Source organism: Thioclava sp. F1Mire-8, assembly GCF_002213165.1.
Taxonomy (GTDB): domain Bacteria; phylum Pseudomonadota; class Alphaproteobacteria; order Rhodobacterales; family Rhodobacteraceae; genus Thioclava; species Thioclava nitratireducens.
In genome coordinates, this window is sequence record NZ_NBNY01000001.1 from 597,603 (window position 1) to 612,664 (window position 15,062).

Annotated in this window: 15 protein-coding genes; 10 read left to right on the forward strand and 5 right to left on the reverse strand. The window is 62.0% G+C overall.

Going from position 1 to position 15,062, the window contains the following annotated elements; all coding sequences use genetic code 11:
• The 5 genes from B6V75_RS02765 to B6V75_RS02785 form a co-directional block, all read right to left on the reverse strand.
• Positions 1–1,086, reverse strand: coding sequence for an ABC transporter ATP-binding protein (locus B6V75_RS02765; protein WP_088718645.1), 1,086 nt, complete (start codon positions 1,084–1,086; stop codon positions 1–3).
• 10 nt (positions 1,087–1,096) lie between these two features.
• Positions 1,097–2,737, reverse strand: a complete 1,641-nt coding sequence (locus B6V75_RS02770) for an alpha-glucosidase (protein WP_075776476.1) — start codon at positions 2,735–2,737, stop codon at positions 1,097–1,099.
• Complete coding sequence (locus B6V75_RS02775) at positions 2,737–3,894, reverse strand: carbohydrate ABC transporter permease (RefSeq protein WP_075776477.1); 1,158 nt, start codon at positions 3,892–3,894, stop codon at positions 2,737–2,739. The genes B6V75_RS02770 and B6V75_RS02775 overlap by 1 nt, the downstream gene beginning before the upstream one ends.
• Complete coding sequence (locus B6V75_RS02780; protein WP_075776478.1) at positions 3,894–4,871, reverse strand: sugar ABC transporter permease; 978 nt, start codon at positions 4,869–4,871, stop codon at positions 3,894–3,896. Before B6V75_RS02780 ends, B6V75_RS02775 begins: the two co-directional genes overlap by 1 nt.
• Before the next feature lie 73 nt (positions 4,872–4,944).
• Positions 4,945–6,309: an ABC transporter substrate-binding protein gene (locus B6V75_RS02785; protein WP_088718646.1), complete on the reverse strand. Its 1,365-nt coding sequence runs from the start codon at positions 6,307–6,309 to the stop codon at positions 4,945–4,947.
• A 268-nt stretch (positions 6,310–6,577) separates the two neighbouring features.
• Between B6V75_RS02785 and B6V75_RS02790 the strand changes: the two genes are divergently transcribed.
• The 10 genes from B6V75_RS02790 to B6V75_RS02835 all read left to right on the forward strand — a co-directional run bounded on the left by B6V75_RS02790 (position 6,578) and on the right by B6V75_RS02835 (position 15,027).
• Positions 6,578–7,609: a substrate-binding domain-containing protein gene (locus B6V75_RS02790; RefSeq protein ID WP_088718647.1), complete on the forward strand. Its 1,032-nt coding sequence runs from the start codon at positions 6,578–6,580 to the stop codon at positions 7,607–7,609.
• A gap of 46 nt (positions 7,610–7,655) precedes the next feature.
• Positions 7,656–8,984, forward strand: coding sequence for a GH1 family beta-glucosidase (locus B6V75_RS02795; RefSeq protein WP_088719376.1), 1,329 nt, complete (start codon positions 7,656–7,658; stop codon positions 8,982–8,984).
• The gene (locus tag B6V75_RS02800; RefSeq protein WP_088718648.1) at positions 8,981–9,937 is read left to right on the forward strand and encodes an ROK family protein; all 957 of its coding nucleotides are present in this window, start codon (positions 8,981–8,983) and stop codon (positions 9,935–9,937) included. The genes B6V75_RS02795 and B6V75_RS02800 overlap by 4 nt, the downstream gene beginning before the upstream one ends.
• A 113-nt stretch (positions 9,938–10,050) precedes the next feature.
• On the forward strand, positions 10,051–10,335 hold the full coding sequence (locus B6V75_RS02805) for an STAS domain-containing protein (protein ID WP_075776483.1): 285 nt from the start codon (positions 10,051–10,053) through the stop codon (positions 10,333–10,335).
• Positions 10,332–10,697 carry a response regulator gene (locus B6V75_RS02810; protein ID WP_075776484.1) on the forward strand — a complete coding sequence of 122 codons (366 nt, stop codon included), beginning with the start codon at positions 10,332–10,334 and terminating at the stop codon, positions 10,695–10,697. Before B6V75_RS02805 ends, B6V75_RS02810 begins: the two co-directional genes overlap by 4 nt.
• A gap of 10 nt (positions 10,698–10,707) precedes the next feature.
• Positions 10,708–12,945 (forward strand): chemotaxis protein CheA, encoded by a 2,238-nt coding sequence (locus tag B6V75_RS02815; RefSeq protein WP_088718649.1) that lies wholly within the window; start codon positions 10,708–10,710, stop codon positions 12,943–12,945.
• Positions 12,946–12,948: 3 nt separating this feature from the next.
• Positions 12,949–13,419 carry a chemotaxis protein CheW gene (locus B6V75_RS02820; RefSeq protein WP_088718650.1) on the forward strand — a complete coding sequence of 157 codons (471 nt, stop codon included), beginning with the start codon at positions 12,949–12,951 and terminating at the stop codon, positions 13,417–13,419.
• Positions 13,420–13,641: 222 nt separating this feature from the next.
• Complete coding sequence (locus B6V75_RS02825) at positions 13,642–14,274, forward strand: protein-glutamate O-methyltransferase CheR (protein ID WP_206198464.1); 633 nt, start codon at positions 13,642–13,644, stop codon at positions 14,272–14,274.
• A gap of 4 nt (positions 14,275–14,278) precedes the next feature.
• Positions 14,279–14,665: a response regulator gene (locus B6V75_RS02830; RefSeq protein ID WP_075776487.1), complete on the forward strand. Its 387-nt coding sequence runs from the start codon at positions 14,279–14,281 to the stop codon at positions 14,663–14,665.
• On the forward strand, positions 14,665–15,027 hold the full coding sequence (locus tag B6V75_RS02835; RefSeq protein WP_088718651.1) for a hypothetical protein: 363 nt from the start codon (positions 14,665–14,667) through the stop codon (positions 15,025–15,027). Before B6V75_RS02830 ends, B6V75_RS02835 begins: the two co-directional genes overlap by 1 nt.
• Positions 15,028–15,062 lie beyond the last annotated feature (35 nt).

The following is a 15,062-nucleotide window of genomic DNA, read 5'->3' on the forward strand; positions in this document are numbered from 1 at the left end:
TCAGCGGTAGAGAAGCGACTGACCGTCCGCGAAGAGGTGTACCTTGGACGGATCCGCGCCGAGCTTAATCTCGCTGTGGCGACGGTCGTGATGGATGCCGGGCAGTTTCGCGATGATCGGCTCATGACCGCCCTCCGCCTCGAAGTAAAGCAGCGTCACCTCACCCAGAGCTTCGACGATATCGACCTTTCCGGTGTAGATCCCCTCGCCCTCGACGGGCTCGAAATCCTCGGGGCGCACGCCGATATTGACCCGGCGCGACAGGTCTTCCGGACGGGTCGCGATGGTGGATCGCGCGATGCCGCCACCATCGAGTTTCACCGTGGTCATCTCACCCGTCTCGGTGATCTCGCCCGACAGCAGGTTCATCGCAGGCGAGCCGATGAATTGTGCGACGAACTCGTTTTGCGGCTTCTCGTATAGCTCCAGCGGCGTGCCGACCTGCGCGATCCCCTTGTTGGCCAGAACCACGATCCGCGTCGCGAGCGTCATCGCCTCGACCTGATCGTGGGTGACGTAAATCATCGTGCGATCGGGCATCGCCTCTTTCAGCTGGGCGATCTCGATCCGGGTCGCAACGCGCAGCGCCGCATCGAGGTTCGAGAGCGGCTCGTCGAAGAGATACACCTTCGGGTCGCGCACGATGGCGCGCCCGATGGCTACGCGCTGCCGCTGACCACCCGAGAGCGCCTTCGGCAAACGGTCGAGATAATCGGTCAGTTGCAGCATCTTCGCGGCCTTTTCGACGGCGGCGTTGATCTCTTCCTTCGACTGTTTCGCGATCTTCAGGGCGAAGGCCATGTTGTCGCGCACCGTCATGTGCGGATAGAGCGCGTAGGACTGGAAGACCATCGCGATGCCGCGGCTCGAGGGCGGCACGTCGTTCATCCGTACCCCGTCGATCTCGAGCGTCCCGCCCGTGATCTTCTCCAGCCCCGCGATCATCCGCAGAAGTGTCGATTTCCCGCAGCCCGAGGGGCCCACGAAGACGATCAGCTCTCCGGCCTTGATGTCGAGGTTGATGTCCTTGAGGACCGACACCTCGCCATAGCTTTTCGCGACGTTTTCCAGTTTGAGTTCGGCCATTGTCTCCCCCTCAAGCCCCGTGTTCGTCGAGGCGCAGAATGCTCGGCTGCCACGGGCCGAGATGCAAAGTGTGATCGGGCATCGGGCGGATCGAGCCCAGCTCGCCCCCGACCGTCACCCAGTTGCCCGGCGGAACGGTGGCGTTCACCGGATGATCGGACAGGTTGAAATAGCACAGGATCGTCTCCTCCTCGTTCCTGCGCGTGAAGACCAGCAGGTCGCCGGAGCAATACATATCTTCCATCGCGCCGGTCCGAAGCACGTCGTGATTGCGACGGAACGCGATCGCGCGGCGGTAATGGTGCAGGAGCGAGGCCGGGTCGTGCTCGGCCACATCGGTCGCGATATTCTGGTGCGTGGTCGGCACCGGAAGCCACGGGCGCGCCTGCGAGAAGCCCGCATAGGCGGCGTCGCGCTCCCAGACCATCGGGGTCCGGCAGCCGTCGCGGCCTTTGAACTCGGGCCAGAACTCCTTGCCGTAGGGGTCTTGCAGATCTTCGAAGGACAGTTCCGCTTCGTGCAGCCCAAGTTCCTCGCCCTGATAGAGACAGAGCGATCCGCGCAGGCACATCATCAGCGTCGTATAGAGCCGTGCCGAGGCGGGCGTCAGGTTCCAGCGAGAGATATGGCGCTCCACGTCGTGGTTCGAGTAGGCCCAGCAGACCCAGCCGTCCTTGGCGACCGCATCGACCTTGTCGAACACGGATTTGATGAACTCCGCCTTGAGCGGCTCGTGCCCCGACAGAAGCTCGAACGCGTAGGACATCTGCATCTTGTCCGCGCCGGAGGTGTATTCGCCAAGGATCTCCAGCCCGCGCTGGCTGTCGCCCACTTCGCCGACGGCTGCAGCGTTGTAATTGTTCATCAGCGTCCGGAGCTTGCGCAGGAAGCGCAGGTTCTCGGGGTTGTTCTTGTCGTAGATGTGGCGCTGGTGATTATAGGGGTTCACTTTGGGCGCGGTCTGATCGTTACGCTCTTCCGGCGGCAGCGGCGGGTTATCGCGCAGCTCGTCGTCATGCATGTAGAAATTGATCGTGTCGAGGCGGAAGCCATCGACGCCGCGCTCCAGCCAGAACTGCGCCACGTTGAGCAATTCCTGCGTCACTTCCGGATTGTGGAAGTTCAGATCGGGCTGCTCCACGAGGAAGTTGTGCATGTAATACTGCTCGCGCCGGCTGTCCCAATGCCAGCCCGGCCCGCCGAAAATCGACAGCCAGTTATTGGGCGGCGTGCCATCGGGCTTGGGATCGGCCCAGACATACCAGTCGGCCTTGGGGTTATCCCGGCTCGACCGGCTTTCCTGAAACCACGGGTGCTGATCGGAGGTATGGCTCAGCACCAGATCGATCATCACCTTCAGACCCAGCGCATGGGCCGTCGCGATCACCTGGTCGAAATCGGCAAGGCTGCCGAACATCGGATCGACATCGGTGTAATCGCTGACGTCATAGCCGAAATCCTTCATCGGAGAGGTGAAGAAAGGCGAAATCCAGACCGCGTCCGCCCCGAGGCTCGCGACATGCGGCAGGCGTCTGACGATCCCGAGAAGATCGCCGATGCCGTCGCCATTGCTGTCTTGAAAGCTGCGCGGATAGATCTGGTAGATCACTGCTCCGCGCCACCAGTCTTCTTTCTTTGTAAGGGTTTTCATCAACCACCTTTAACCGAACCCGCCAGCAGACCGCGGACGAGATATTTCTGCATTGCGAAGAACACCAGGAGCGGCACGGCGATCGAGATGAAGGCGGCGGACGCCAGAATACCCCAATCGCCGCCGCGCGACCCCAGAAGGTCGTCGGCGATCTTCACGGTCATCACCTTCGACGCGTCATTGGCCGGAAGGAAGACTTTCGCGACAAGTAGGTCGTTCCAGACCCAGAGGAACTGGAAGATTGCAAAAGAAGCGAGCGCCGGGAATGACAAAGGCAGCACGATTTTCATGAAGATCTGGAAATCTGTCGCCCCGTCGACCTTCGCGCTCTCGATGATGTCACGCGGCAGACCCACCATGTAGTTCCTGAGCAGGTAGATCGCGAGCGGCAAGCCGAAGCCGGTATGGGCCAGCCATATCCCGAGGAAGCTTTGCCCGATGCCGATCTCCTGATGGAGCCGCAGAAGCGGCACCAACGCGAGCTGCAGTGGCACGACCAGAAGGCCCACGACGGCCGCGATCAACAGACCACGGCCCGGGAACTCCATCCAGGCCAGCGCATAGGCCGCGAAAGCCGCGACGAGGATCGGGATGATCGTCGCCGGGATCGTCACCGTCAGCGTGTTCATGAAGGCCTGCCCCATGCCGTCGGAGAACAGCACGTTGCGATAATTGGCCAGCGTGAAGGCGGGCGGCATCTCGGCCACGAAATAGACCCGCGGGCCCGAGCCCTCGAAGCTCGTCTTCGACGTGGCCTTGTAGGTGCCGTCCTTGGCGACGCTCAGCGTGCCGCCATCGCCGGTATCGACCGTCTCCCCCGCCTTGTAGGCGCCCGGCTTGATGCCCGAGGTACCGAAGGCGGTGATCGTCGTGCCCGGTTTCAGGTCATTCGCGTTCTGCCCGTTATTGAGCAGATCGCCCTCGAGTACGTAGAGCCCGTCGACCTGTTTCTCACCGTCGGCCGGGATGCGGTCGCGGAAGGCTTTCTCGACCGAGAATGCCGCGTCCCACCAGCCCGACTGACTGATTTGGTCCGTCGTGCGGAAGGAGCTGACCAGGAGCCCCACCGTCGGCACGAGCCAGAGCACCACCATGAAGACGACCGAGAGTTGCACCGCCCATGTCAGGCGCGATTTCTGTCCTGCGATAGCGGCCATCAGCGCGTCTCCCTACGGGCTTGAATGATGTTCCAGATCATCACCGGCAGCACGATGATCATGATGACGAAGGCCACAGCCGTCGCGCGCCCGTCGTCGCGGAACATGTATTGCATCATGTAGCTGGGCAGGATCTGGGTGCCGAAATTCCCGCCCGTCGTTGCGTAGACGATGTCGAAGACCTTCAGCACGAGGATCGTGATCGTGGTCCAGACCACGACGATCGTCGGCATGATCTGAGGCACCTTGATCTTGAAGAACAGCTGGAACGGGTTCGCCCCGTCGAGCACCGCGGCTTCGATCGTCTCCTCGGGGATCCCGCGCAGCGCGGCCGACAGGATCACCATCGCGAAGCCGGTCTGGATCCAGATCAGGATCACCATCAGGAAGAAGTTGTTCCAGAACGGCACCTGCAACGGGTCGAGCGGCTGCATGTGGAAGGCCACGCGGATCGCGTTGATCATCCCGATATCGGGGTTCACCGCATAGACGAATTTCCAGATCAGCGAAGCACCCACGAAAGAGATCGCCATCGGCATGAAGATCAGCGATTTCGCGATGTTACCCCACTTGATGCGGTCGGTGAGCTGCGCGGCCAGCAGACCGAGGAAGGTCGCGAGCGCAGGCACGACAAGCACCCAGAGGAAGTTGTTGAACACGGCCTGACGGAAGCTCGCATCCATCGCGAGCCGCTCGTAATTGCCAAGGCCGATGAAGGTCCCGCCATCGCGGTTGAACAGCGAGCGCCAGAACGAGCCCACCACCGGATAGGCGAGATACAGACCGAGCGCGAAGATCGCCGGGAACAGGAACAGCCAGGGGCGGACCATGTTCGCGCGGTTGATGTTGCGCCCCGGATCGGCGCCTTTCGGCGGGAAGATGACTCGGTCGAGGACGATGTTGGCGGCGTAGAAATAGGCCACACAACCGCCCACCCCGAGCGCGATCGTTATCAGCCCCTGCAAGATCGGTGACATCAGGTCCCTCCCCGAACCGGCGTGTGAAGATGCAAACGCCCCCGGAAAAACGCTCCGGGGGCGCAGGCGTTGGTTACTTCTGGATGCTGTCCCAGCGCTTCTGGACCGCGTCGGCGGCCTCTTGCGCGGTCTCGTCACCGGTCGTGTAGGCGACCATCGCCTTCCAGAACGCATCGGTACCGATCTCGCCCGGCATCTGGTCCGACCCGTCGAAGCGGAAGGTCGTGGCGTCCAGCAGGATCGAGTTCATGTGACGCTGCACGTCATTGGCGAAGGCCGCCGGATTGACGTTCTTGTTCGGCGTCAGGAAGCCCGATTGTGCCATCCAGATTTCCGAGGCGATCGGCGTCTCGAGGAACTTGATGAAGGCCTCGGCAGCCTTGGAGTCCTTGGTGATGCCGAACATCGTGCCCGCGCCGAGAACCGGTTTACCCAGATCCTTGTCTGCATAGGCCGGGAAGTAGAAGAAGTTCACGTCCTGACCGACTTTGGTCCCTTCGGGGAAGAAGGTCGGGATGAAGCTCGCCTGCTTGTGCATGTAGCATTTCGGCGGGAAGTCGAAGAGACCCTTCGGGCTGTCGCGGAAGTCGGTGGTGGCCACCGCCTGCTCGCCGCCTTCGGCGAAGCCGGGGGTCTTGGCGAACCAACCGTAATCCTTGATCGCCTCGACGACCTTGGGATCGTTGAACTTCAGCTTGTTGGTGACCCAATCGTCATAGGTCTCGGGCGACTGCGTGCGCAGCATGATATCCTCGACCCAGTCGGTCGCGGGCCAGCCGGTCGCCGCCCCCGAACCCAGACCGATACACCACGGCGTGCCGCCATCGGCCTTGATCTGCTCGGTCAGCGCCTTCAGATCCTCCATGGTCTCAGGCACCTTGTAGCCCGCTTCCTTGAAGTTTTCCGGCACGTACCAGACGAGCGATTTCAGGTCCGCCTTGAACGGGAAGGTGAAGGTCTGCGCCTCGCCATCCTTGTTCTTGTAGGTGGACAGATCCTCCCAGGATTTTCCGGCGGCGTAGTTGTTCTTGATCCAGTCGCCCGTCCCGTCGGGCATCGGCGTCAGGTATCCCTGGCGGGCCATGTCCGATGCGAGGCCCGGCTGCGGGAACACCGCGATATTCGGGGGCGTGCCGGCCTTGGCGGCGATCACGATATCCTGCTCGAAGCTCTCCGACCCCGAGTAGTTCACCTTGGCCCCGGTCGCGGCTTCGAAATAAGCCAGCACGCTCTCGAAGAGCGCCTTGTCATTGCCGGTCCACGGGCCAGTGATCGTCAGCGTCTCGCCGCTCAGATCGGTGTCGCTCTTGAATTGGTCATAGCTTTGCCAGTCGAACTTGTCGCCGTCGCTGCCCGGCGCGAATTTGAGATCCTGCGCGTTAGCGAGCCCGGCCGACAGCGCCAGCGCCGCGATCCCAAGCATCAGATGTTTGGTCATGAAATCCTCCCGGTGTGTCGCGCTTTTCGGCTTGGCGACTCGCCCGACCCAAAGCGCTTTGGACGTCTGCGACCGTTTCAGAGCCTCGCAGCGATGTCAACAAAACGCGCTCTCGTCGTGTTCAAATATACTCTATATCGTCGTTGGTTGCGCGCAGCTGCACGCCGCGGCGCAGCGGGAGGAACGCCGCGCGCGCAGCATTGACGGCGTGCGAGGCTAAGCCTAGTCTCGCCTCCAATCCAAAGCGGTTTGGCTTTTAGAACCCGATATGAATCTCAAGACCTTGGCACAGGAACTGGGGCTATCCCCCACCACGGTGAGCCGCGCGCTCAATGGCTATCCGGAAGTTTCGGAAGCCACGCGCCGCCGCGTGCGCGAAGCTGCCGAGGCCGCGAACTACCACCCCAATACGCAGGCGAAACGGCTTGCGACGGGACGGACGATGGCGATCGGTCACATCATCCCGATCTCGGATCGGCACGAGATCGTGAACCCGGTCTTCGCCGATTTCATCGCTGGCGCGGGTGAAGTCTATGCGCAGCGGGGCTACGACATGGTCATGACGATCGTGCCCGACGATTCCGAGGCCCGCGCCTATGCCGAACTGCGCTCGAAAGGCAATGTCGACGGCGTGCTGATCCACGCCCCGAAAGTCGGGGATCACCGGATCGAGATGCTCGACGCGCTGGGACTGCCTTACGTTCTGCACGGGCGGGTCAGCGGATCGGATTCCACCTTCAGCTGGGTCGACGTGAACAACAAACGTGCCTTCGAGCGGGCCACGAATTTCCTGCTCGATCTGGGTCATCGGCGGATCGCGCTGATCAACGGCATCAAAGAGATGGATTTCGCGTGCAGGCGTCGACGCGGCTACGAGGCGGCGCTCCGGGCGCGCGGCCTTCCGGTCGATCCCGACCTGATCGTCGAGGGCGAGATGACCGAGGCACAGGGCCATGATGCGGCGCGCGAGATGTTGCAATGGCCCGACCCGCCGACCGCCTTCCTGACCGCCTCGCTGCTCTCAGCGATGGGGGCGCGACGCGGCATCGAAGAGGCCGGGCTGGTGATGGGGCGCGATGTCTCAATCGTGACCCATGACGACGAGTTGGGCTACCTGAGAAACGGCACGGCGGAAGAGCCGATCTTCACCGCGACGCGCTCGTCGGTGCGCGAGGCAGGACGACGCTGCGCGGCGCTGCTGATCGAGCAGATCGAGAGCGGCGACCGCAGCCCGCGCCACGAACTGATGGAGGCGGTTCTGGTTCTCGGCCAGTCCACCGGACCCGTCCCCGCACAATGAGGCGCGCCGCGCCCGAATTGAAACCAATTTTAGAAACAGGATGAAGATGCTCCCGAAACGCTCTGATTTTCCTGCCGATTTCCAGTTCGGCGTTGCCACCTCCTCCTACCAGATCGAGGGCCATTCCTTCGGTGGCGCAGGCCCGACCCATTGGGACACATTCGCCGCCACACCGGGCAATGTCGTGCGCGCCGAGAATGGCGCCGTGGCCTGCGATCACTACCACCGCTGGGAAGAAGACCTCGACCTGATCGCCAATGCGGGATTCGACATCTACCGCTTCTCGACCTCCTGGGCGCGCGTGATGCCCGAAGGGCGCGGCCCGGTGAATCGCGAGGGTCTGGATTTCTACGACCGGCTGGTCGACGGGATGCTGGAGCGCGGGCTGAAACCGGCGCTCACGCTCTATCACTGGGAGCTGCCCGCGCCGCTCGCCGACAAGGGTGGTTGGCGCAACCGCGATATCGCCTCCTGGTTCGCCGACTTCACGCAGGTCATCGCGGATCGTCTGGGCGACCGGATCTGGTCCGCCGCCCCGATCAACGAGCCTTGGTGCGTCAGTTGGCTGAGCCACTTCCTCGGCCATCACGCGCCGGGCCTGCGCGACATTCGCGCGACGGCGCATGCGATGCATCACGTTCTGCTGGCCCAGGGCAAGTCGACGCGTGTGATGCGCGCGCACGGGATGAAGAACCTCGGCGCGGTATGCAATCTGGAATACCCGATCCCCGCCGATGACAGCCCCGAGGCCGCCGCCGCTGCAGATCTCTATGACGCCTATTACAACCGGTTCTTCGTTGAGGGCATCTTCAAGGGCCGTTACCCCGAGCAGGTGATGGAAGCCTTCGCGCCGCACATGCCGCATAACTGGGAAGACGATTTCGCTCTGATCGGCGAGAAGCTCGACTGGCTGGGGCTCAATTACTACACCTGCAAGCGCATCGCGCCCACCGAGGGCCCGTGGCCCGCGCATCACGAGGTCGACGGCCCGCTGCCGAAAACCGCGATGGGCTGGGAGATCTATCCCGAGGGGCTCTATCAGTTCCTGACCCGTCTCTCGCGCGAATATACCGGTGACCTGCCGCTCTACGTGACCGAGAACGGCATGGCCGCGCCCGACGTGGTCGAGGATGGCAAGGTCGAGGACCCGCATCGCATCGCCTATTACAGCGAGCACCTCGCCGCCGTGCAGCGCGCGATCGCCGAGGGCACCCCCGTGAAGGGCTATATCGGCTGGTCACTGATGGACAACTACGAATGGGCCTTGGGCTACGAGAAACGCTTCGGGCTCGTCCACGTGGACTTCGACAGCTTGCAGCGCACCCCGAAAGCGTCCTATCTGGCGTGGAAAGACGCATTGGGGAGCCGCGGATGAGCGATCAAATCACCCTGCTGGCCGATATCGGCGGCACCAATACCCGGGTCGCGATGGCCCGCGACGGCAAGCTGATCCATTCAACGATCCGTCGTTATCCCAATCTGGGCCGCGGTGCGCTGGAGGAGATTCTCGCTGAATATATCCGCGACGAGGATTGCGGTCCCATTGCGGGTGCCTGCGTGGCCGCCGCCGGCCCGGTGCGCGACGACGTAGCCGAGATGACCAATCTCGCCTGGATAATCCGTGCCGACAATATCGCGCGCCTGACCGGGACGGATCAGGTCTTCGTGCTCAACGATCTGCAGGCGCAGGGTCATGCGCTGGGAAGTCTCGCCGAGGATGCCGTGCGTCCGATCCTGCCCGGGTTGCCCGCGAAGGAAGGCTCCGCGCGGCTGGTGGTCGGCATAGGCACCGGCTTCAACGCGGCTCCCGTGCACGAGGGCCCCGGCGGCCGCGTCGTCCCCCCTTCCGAGGCCGGACACACCACCTTGCCGATCGAGACCGAGGCCGATTTCGCGCTCAAGACCTATCTCGATGCGAAACATGATTTCGCCAGTGTCGAGCATGTCGTGTCGGGCCGCGGTCTGGAACGTCTCTACGCCTATCTCCGGGGAGAGGAAGACGCGACCACGTCCGGGCAGAAGATCCTCGAAGCGATCACCCGTGGCGAGGAGAAAGCCGTCGCGGCGGGGCAATTGTTCGTTCAGATGCTGGGCCGTGTCGTGGGTGATCTGGCGCTGACCCACCTGCCCTTCGGCGGCATCTACCTGATCGGTGGGGCGGCGCGCGGCGTCGTGCCGTGGCTCGAGGAATTCGGCTTCGCCGAAGCGATGCAGGCCAAGGGCCGCTTCTCGGAGTTCCTGCGCGCTTTCCCGGTCTATGTGATCGAAGACGATTACGCAGCGCTGCAGGGCTGCGCCTCCTATCTTTCTTCGCGGATGTCGCGATAGGCGCGTTTCCGTCAAGCCTATTTTAACGGCTTGGACTTAGACCTCTTGCACGGATGTGTTTGAAAGAGGTTGCCGATGCGTACGCCCTGCCTTCGTGACTTTCCGGTGGCGCCATGACTGCGCTTACCCTGCCCGACCGGATCGATCTTGCGACCGTGCGCTCGCTGCATGAGTCGCTGACATGCGTGGCGACGCAGGACGTCGCGCTAGATGCCTCCAACGTGACCCATCTCGGGGCGCTTGGGCTACAGCTGCTGGTGTCCGCGGCGAAAACCGCACGAGGCGCGGGCCATCGCCTCGAGATCACGTCCAGTTCCGAGGCATTCGACAGCGCGCTCGCCCGGTTCGGCCTCTCGCGCGCCGATCTGCAACATCAGCCGGATGCGGAGGCCGTATGACCCTGAAAGTCCTCGCGGTCGACGACAGCCGCACCATTCGCGACATGCTCAAACTCACCCTCGAACACGCCGGGATGGAGCTTTATCTCGCCGAAGACGGCGTGCACGGGCTGGAGGTTCTCGACGGGCTGGAGCCTGACGCGATCATCTCCGACATCAACATGCCGCGCCTCGACGGGTTCGGCTTCATCGAGGCTGTGCGCGGCCAGGAACGCCACCGCGCCACCCCGATCCTCGTCCTCACCACCGAATCCGCGGCAGAGCTGAAAGCCCGCGCCCGCGCCGCCGGGGCGACCGGCTGGATCGTGAAGCCTTTCGACCCGACCAAGCTGGTCAAGGCGCTCAACATGGTTGCCGGATAAGGAGCGCGACATGTCCGACCCGATGGCAGAAATCAAAGCGTCCTTCTTCATCGAATGCGAAGAGCTGCTCGAAAGCCTGCAAGACGCGCTCTCCGACCTCGACGAAGGGGCCGACGATGGCGAAACGATCAACGTCGTCTTTCGGGCGGTCCATTCGATCAAGGGCGGCGCCGGCGCCTTCGGCCTCGATGCGCTGGTCGCTTTCGCCCATCGCTTCGAAACCGTGCTGGACGAACTGCGCTCAGGCAGGCTCGCCCTCACGCCCGAAGCGGTGAAACTATTCTTTCAGGCGGCCGATTTGCTCACCGACGAGATCCATGCCGCCCGCGAAGGCTCACCTGAACCCGCAACCGCCGAGGCGTGTCTACAGTCTCTCGAAGCGCTTTTGGGCGAGAGCGGGGCAGAGCGCGTGGCGGAAGCGGAAGACGATGAGGTTTCAGATTTCCAACCTATGGGTCTTGCGCTCGATCTCGACTTCGATTTCGCGCCGGTGGAAGCACCTCCGTCAGGCTTCAACCTGGAGTTCCGCCCGGATACCGCTCTCTACGCCTCTGGCAACGAACCGCTCCAACTCCTGCGAGCCCTTTCCGATATTGCAGATATCTCCGTCGTGACCGACACGACTGCGGTCCCGTCGCTCGACGCGCTCGACGCCGAGGAGAACCATCTCGGCTGGTCGGTACAGATCACCGGGGATATCGGAGAAGACGAAATTCGCGAGGTCTTCGAATTCGTCGAAGATGTCTGTCAGCTCGATATCTCCCCGACACTAGAAACACCCGAAGTGCCCCCCGCGGGGCTCCCCGACATCGATAGCGAACTGCGCGAATACGCCCACGAAGAGGAAGACGACGGCCAAGATCTTGAAACGGAGGCGCAGAGTTCGGAAAACGCCGCCCCTCCCCGAGCGGAAGAGGGAGCCGAGGCCGAGCCCGCCCCCCCCTCGCGCAAGGCCGATCCGTCCCCCACCGGGCATCAAGCTGAGACTGCGAAGCCAACCGCTGCGCAGCCCGCAGCCGCCGCCACCCCCGCGCCGGCCGCCGAACACGGTGCCACAGTGCGCGTCGACATCGAGCGTATCGATCGTCTGGTGAACCTTGTCGGCGAATTGGTGATCAACCAAGCGATGCTCGCCCAATCCGTCGCCGAAGCCGGGCTTCCGCCCAATTCAGCCGTAAATACTGGGCTCGAAGCTTTCATGATGCTCACTCGCGACATCCAGGACAGCGTAATGATGATCCGCGCCCAGCCGGTCAAACCGCTGTTCCAGCGAATGGCCAGGATCGTTCGCGAGGCCTCCTCGGCAATCGGAAAGGATGTCCGCCTCAAGACCGAAGGGGAGACCACCGAGGTCGACAAGACCGTCATCGAACGCCTCGCCGATCCACTCACCCACATGATCCGCAACGCCGTCGATCATGGTCTCGAAGCCCCGGACACGCGCGTGGCCGCAGGCAAACCACGCGAAGGCATCGTCACCCTCTCGGCCCACCATCGCTCCGGCCGGGTCGTCATAGAAGTCAGCGATGACGGCGGCGGCATCAACCGCAAGAAAGTCTTCGGCAAAGCCGTCGAAAAAGGCCTGATCGCCGCCGATGCCCAACTCTCGGACAGCGAAATCGACAACCTGCTCTTCCTGCCCGGCTTCTCCACCGCCGATCAGGTTTCGGCGCTTTCAGGTCGGGGCGTCGGCATGGACGTCGTCAAAAGCTCGATTCAATCCCTCGGCGGTCGAATCTCGATCACCTCCGCCCCCGGCAAAGGCAGCTGCTTTTCGATTTCCCTGCCGCTGACACTCGCCGTGCTCGACGGCATGGTCGTCAACGTCGCCGGAGAAACCCTCGTCGTGCCTCTCTCGTCGATCCTTGAAACGGCCACGCTAACGAGTGAAGACATCCGCGCACTCGGGCCATCGACCAATGTGATCCACCTGCGCGGTGCCTTCGTGCCCCTTTTCGATCTCGGCGCGGAACTCGGATACCGAGACCCGAAAAACTCCTATAGCGGAGATGTCGTCCTGCTCACAGCTCAGGAAGACGGCGCCCGATCCGCACTTGTCGTCGATTCAATACTCGAGCAACGGCAGGTGGTGATCAAAGGCCTACAGCAGTCCTACGGTCACATTCCGGGCGTCGCTGCGGCGACAATCCTCGGCGATGGTCAGATCGCGCTCATTCTCGACCCTGCCGATCTCGTGCAAACCGCCTCGGGCAACACCCGCGCCATCGATCTCTCACTCGCAGGATAAGCCATGACCGAAGACAATTCGTCCAAATCTGAAGCCGCCGAAGTCGAGCTCCTCTCCTTCCGTCTGGGCGAAGAGGAATACAGCGTCGACATCATGTCGGTTCGCGAGATCCGCGGTTGGACCCGCGCCACCCCACTGCCCCACGCGCCCACCTTCGTACGCGGCGTGATCAACTTGCGTGGCACGGTTCTGCCCGTTGTAGATCTTTCCGTTCGCCTGGGAATGGAACCGGTCGCAGGCGATGCTCGCAATGTTATAATCGTCGTTCAGGTCGGCGGGCAAACTGCAGGACTCCTTGTCGACGCGGTCTCCGACATCCTCGCCCTCCCCCGTTCGGAGATGCAACCTCCGCCCGATCTCAACGCCGACATCTCGCAACGCTACATTTCTGCGCTCACGATCGTCGAAGGCCGAATGATCCGGATCCTCGACCTCACGTCCGTACTCCCGCAAGAGGCGATCGAGGCCGCATGAACGCTCCGCAGTCCACATTGGGGCAAGTCGCGCCGACAGAGGCGGAGTTTAGAGCGATCGCACAGCTCCTTTCCGACACGACGGGCATTGTGCTCGCGCCCGGCAAAACCTCGATGGTCCAAAGCCGTCTTGCTAAACGGCTCAGGGCCTTGGGGCTCGCAACCTACAAGGACTATATTGCGCTCGTGAGCTCCGAGGGGGGGGCGCGACGAATGCCGTCGCATGGTTTCGGCTCTCACGACGAATGTCACCCATTTCTTCCGCGAGAACCACCACTTCGAGACACTGCGCCAAGTAGTGCTCCCCCCCCTCCTGGAAGAAGCCCGCCGCGGAGGCCGCGTTCGTCTGTGGTCAGCGGGATCCTCGAACGGTCAAGAAGCCTACTCGATCGCCATGACAATCGCCGAGCTCGCTCCCGATTTCGCGACCCTGAACCTGCGTATTCTCGCAACCGACATCGATCCTCTCATGATCGAACAGGGCGCGAAGGGGAGCTATCCCGCAGCTGCGCTTGAGGCGGTGCCAGAGAACCTGCGCAAAAAATATTTTCGAAAGGAAGGCGAAGATTATCAAGTTGCCTCGAACCTTCGCGGTCTTGTGCAGTTCCGTGAACTCAATCTCCACGACCGCTGGCCAATGCGCGGAAAATTCGACGTGATTTTTTGTCGCAACGTCGTCATCTACTTCGCGCCAGCAGCGCAGGCCCTGCTCTGGGAGCGGTTCGAAGAACAGCTGACACCAGGGGGATACCTCTTTGTTGGCCATTCTGAACGGGTAACGGACGGGAAACACTCGAATCTCCGAACCGCAGGCGTCACGACCTATCAACTGACTAATCGAACCAGCAGGATCTGACTTCATGGCATTGAGAGACCAATTGCGTATCCTCGTGGTCGACGACATGTCGACGAGTCGAGGTCTCATTATGCAAGCGCTCGACGCGATGGGAATTCGACAGGTCGGATACGCGACCGACGGTCAAAGCGCACTTCAGAGCCTCGAAGCCAAGCCCGTTCATCTTGTGATCTCTGACTACAACATGCCCGGAATGGACGGCTTGCAGTTCCTTCAGGCAATGCGAAAGAACGCACGCACGAAGGGGCTAGGATTTATCCTGATCACCGGACGAGCCGATCGCGAAATCATCGAGACTGGCCGACGTCTTGGAATGAACAACTTCATCAAAAAACCATTCACCCCGCCCGAACTGAAAGCGTGTATCGAAGCCGTCGTGGGACGTTTGTAATGCGGCAATACGCCCGCCAACTCTCAGTCAGAGACATCACCGCACGCGTCGGGCGAGAATTGGAAACGCTCGCTCGCTTGTCGGTTTCACTCCAGAAAACGCTTTCAGCAAGCGTGATTGATGGCGATCTCTCGCCGCATATCGTTCGTGAGCTTCAAAGCATTGATTTCATAAGTCAATCTCTTGAAGACCTCGGGGCGTTCGTCAACAAGCTCTCTGAGCAGATATCGCCGGACCTCGCCTGCGACGCAGACACGGTTTTTGCCTCACTTCGGCTTCAAGACCTTGCAGCAGCTCTCGATCCCGAGAATTTTGCCGAGTTTCAAAAACGCGCCACTGACGGTGACGTCAGTTGGTTTTGAAGTAGCTGAGCTTCCGAATACATTTTGAGACTCAA